This is a genomic window from Streptomyces cucumeris, assembly GCF_024295805.1.
In the GTDB taxonomy this organism is placed as follows: Bacteria; Actinomycetota; Actinomycetes; order Streptomycetales; family Streptomycetaceae; genus Streptomyces; species Streptomyces cucumeris.
Window position 1 is genome coordinate 431,607 of the sequence record NZ_JANCLX010000003.1, and the last position, 3,207, is coordinate 434,813.

At 68.2% G+C, this 3,207-nt stretch carries 3 protein-coding genes; all 3 read right to left on the reverse strand.

Annotated features, from left to right (window positions below; translation table 11 throughout):
* Nucleotides 1–62: 62 nt before the first annotated feature.
* Nucleotides 63–446 (reverse strand): hypothetical protein, encoded by a 384-nt coding sequence (locus NMK44_RS07000; protein ID WP_254739434.1) that lies wholly within the window; start codon nt 444–446, stop codon nt 63–65.
* Between the two features lie 515 nt (nt 447–961).
* Nucleotides 962–1,393, reverse strand: a complete 432-nt coding sequence (locus NMK44_RS07005; RefSeq protein WP_254739436.1) for a hypothetical protein — start codon at nt 1,391–1,393, stop codon at nt 962–964.
* 861 nt (nt 1,394–2,254) lie between these two features.
* Nucleotides 2,255–3,207 (reverse strand): hypothetical protein (locus tag NMK44_RS07010; RefSeq protein ID WP_254739438.1); only part of this gene is annotated, 953 nt, incomplete at its 5' end.

Below are 3,207 nucleotides of genomic sequence, written 5' to 3' on the forward strand. Positions count from 1 at the left end.
GGGGGGGGGGGGGGGGGGGGGGGGGGGGCCCCCGCGCGCCCCCCCCCGCCGCACGCACATGCTCAGTGGTCGTTGACAAAGCCCGCGACCGAGCCGCCGTTGTCGCCGCGGCCCTCGAAGTTGAGGGTGTACTGGCCGCCCTCCGCCAGGTTGTACCTGCCGCCTTCGGCAGCCGAGTGGGAGGTGCAGGTTCCCTTCCCGCCGCGGGCGTACATCTTGTAGCCCTCGATGTCGGGGTTCAGACGGTCCACCGTCGTCCAGGCCGAGTGACCGTTCGCGGCCGTGTCGCACACGGAGACTATGTCTCCGCGTTCCTTCACGTAGACCTTGACACCGGACCCCGACCACACGTGGTCCCATGAGCTCCCACCGGGCGGCGCGGGGGCGGCCGTCGCAGTTGGCGCGTTCATGGTGCCCAGCGCGGCCAGGGCCGCCGCGCCGACCAAGGCAGCGACGGTGCGACGGGCACGGCGTGAGTGGTGCCCGCCGGTGGAGAATGCGCCGTTCTGAGGCATGTTCCCTCTCAGGTGAAGCATCTGGATGAGGTGATCACCCTACGAACCACTCGGCGTCGTGTCAGGCGAGAACCAGCCACTGTGACCAAGTCGGGACGATCAGGGCCGCGTTCTGCCGGCTCGTCACCGACAGGACATCTGGAAAGCCGCTCAGGCCAGCTCGTCTGTGAGCCTGTTTCTGAATCCGCCTCCTTCCGGTCGAGTTGGCCGACTGGCCAGGGGGCGCCAGACCAACGCAACTTCACGCGGTTCGGCCGAAGGCCCGAGGGACAGACCGTCGGCCAGCCTTCTCCGCGCGTGCCCGTGCCCGAGCACGGTTCTCCCTATCGGCACCGGCCATCTTGCGGGCCGCCAACTGTTCGCGCAGGGCCTGGGCGTCAGCGAACTCGGACCGGGCCGCGCCGCGAAGGCTCATCCCACAGATTGATCACGACTCGATGCGCCCGCTAATCGGCGGCCCCGCGGGCACAGAAGTAGCCCACCGGGGCGCCGGCCAGGAGCATGATCCAGTCCTTCGGCTCTGCCTCGCTCTTGAATGCCTTCGCCAGCTGCCCGAAGTCGTCGGTAAAAACCTTCCAGGCGTCGGAGAAGTCCCCATTCCACGGGTGGACGAGCAGCAGGGCGATCCCCAGAAGCAGACCAAGGTAGGTCGCGAGCGGGGCTGCGACCGCCACGGCGAGCGGCACCGTCTCCCCCTTACCGCCGAAGTGTCCGGCCGCGAAGCCGACGATCCCGGCGATGACGAGCGAGCCCCAGGTCTCGGGCTTCCCGTTGTCGCGGATGACGTAGGCGTACGCCAACCCCAGTGCCAGGCTCAGGAACACGGCGACGAGCAGCCCCGTCTCCTCGTCCTCGCCCGGTTTCTTGTTCTCGCCCATCGCGTCCCCCTCGTGACGTTCCCGGACCGTCGTGACCGGGTGTCTCACACATAGTGACGAACTGTCATGCCGGTGAACAGGGCTTCGCGTGGGGGGGGAAAAGTTTCCAGATCCTGCACTGGCGCCGCGGGCCTGGATGCGGGCGCGAATCGGTTGGAGCTGGTTCTGCCGCGCTCACCCCGCCGGGCGCTTCAGCCATCGGTGTAAAACCGACCGTCGACCGCCTTCACCCGGGTCGGGCGACGGGAAGGGCGGTAGTGGTGGCCCATGCCAAAGCTGCTCGGAGGCGGTGCCCGGCCCGGGGGAATGGCCGACGGCTGCTTGGGGCGGGGCGGAATGGCTGCCGCTGGCGGCCGCCGACTCGGGGACGAGTGCGACTCGGTGGGGGTTGGTCCTGCCGCGCTCACTCCGGAGGGCGGCCGGCCGCCCGGTGCTGGCGTTGGTGGCCGCAGCGCAGCCGGTGGGTCGACGGGGCGGAGTGGACTGGCGGTTGTCCGCGCGCCGCTGACGGGCCTGGGCCCGGTCGCGGCCACGCTGCTCTGCGGTGAGCGGAGGCGGGCAGTGTGGCAGGGTGGCCTGGTCGTCGTCAGTGGTGGTCCAGTACGCGAGCTGCCAGTGGTCGCCCGCACACATGCGCAGCTGGGGCAGATACCCGCGGTCGAAGACCTCCCATCCGGCGCTCACGGCCAGGACGTGGGTCCCGGGGGTGAGGGGGTCGATGAGGGTGGCGTGCTCGGAGCGGACCGCGAGGGGGAAAGAGCCGTCGGCCGCGGGCACGTTCCGACACCGGGGCGGGCGTAGCGTTCCAGGGGAGAGCCTGCCCCGTGAAGGAACAGCTGAGGCCCGGCTCGGGCAGCCAAACTACGTCCTTGGATGCACAGCAGGGCCAAGAGGACGAAAGCCACGACGTGCCGACTTTGTGATGCACTTCCGCGGTTCCGACGTATCGCAGAGCCTCCATGGCTGGACAGCGAAACCCCACTCTTCCCGGGCGTCCGTGGGGACGGAGTCGGTGCGTATACGCAGGGGCTTGCCATTGCCGTCCTTCAGCTGGACCCACCGTGTGGTCTGGTAGGGGTCGGTGTAGCGGACCTTGATGCCCCACTGGCACGACTTCCCCCATGGCGCGATCGCCTGCACCGTGAAACCACCCGCGGGCTGACCGCCTCCGACCTCGATGTAATGGGTGCTGAAGTAGGACTCGCCTTGTCCCTCGGTCTCATCGGCCAGCACCGGTTCGCCGCCGAGGGGCGGAATATGGAGCTGGAGACCTTCGTAGGATGTTCCGCCTTGCGACGGAAGCGTCACGAGGGTGTGCCCGGTGCTCTTCCGGCAGGTGACGTCGGTGACCTGCCAACCGTTGATGACCACCGAGGTGGACCGGGTGCTCATCACGTTCATCTGGAACACGTCGGCGTACCCTCCGAGGGTGCTCGACTCCAGCTGATCCTTGTACCGCTTGGGGGCGTTCTCCAGCGTGGCCTCCTCGGCGAGCGGGCGACCACCCAGTTTCCTCAGGTACGCGAAGGCGCCGGAGCGGTCGTTCTCGACGGCTACCAGTTTCTGCTTCTCTTCGGGAGTCAGTGCCCGGTCGAGAACCATGGTCCATGCCTCGGGCTCGTCCTCCACGGGCCGCACGGACACCGTGAACGGCACCTTGTTGGCGTCATACTCCGCATTGGAGTCATTCTCCCTGATCACACTGGGTTTGATCATGAGGTAGTCGGTCAGCGTGTCTCTGAAGACGGCCACGAAAGCGATCGACAGCATCACCAGCAAGGTCACCGCTCGTCGCCGCCGTGAGGAGCCGGGTG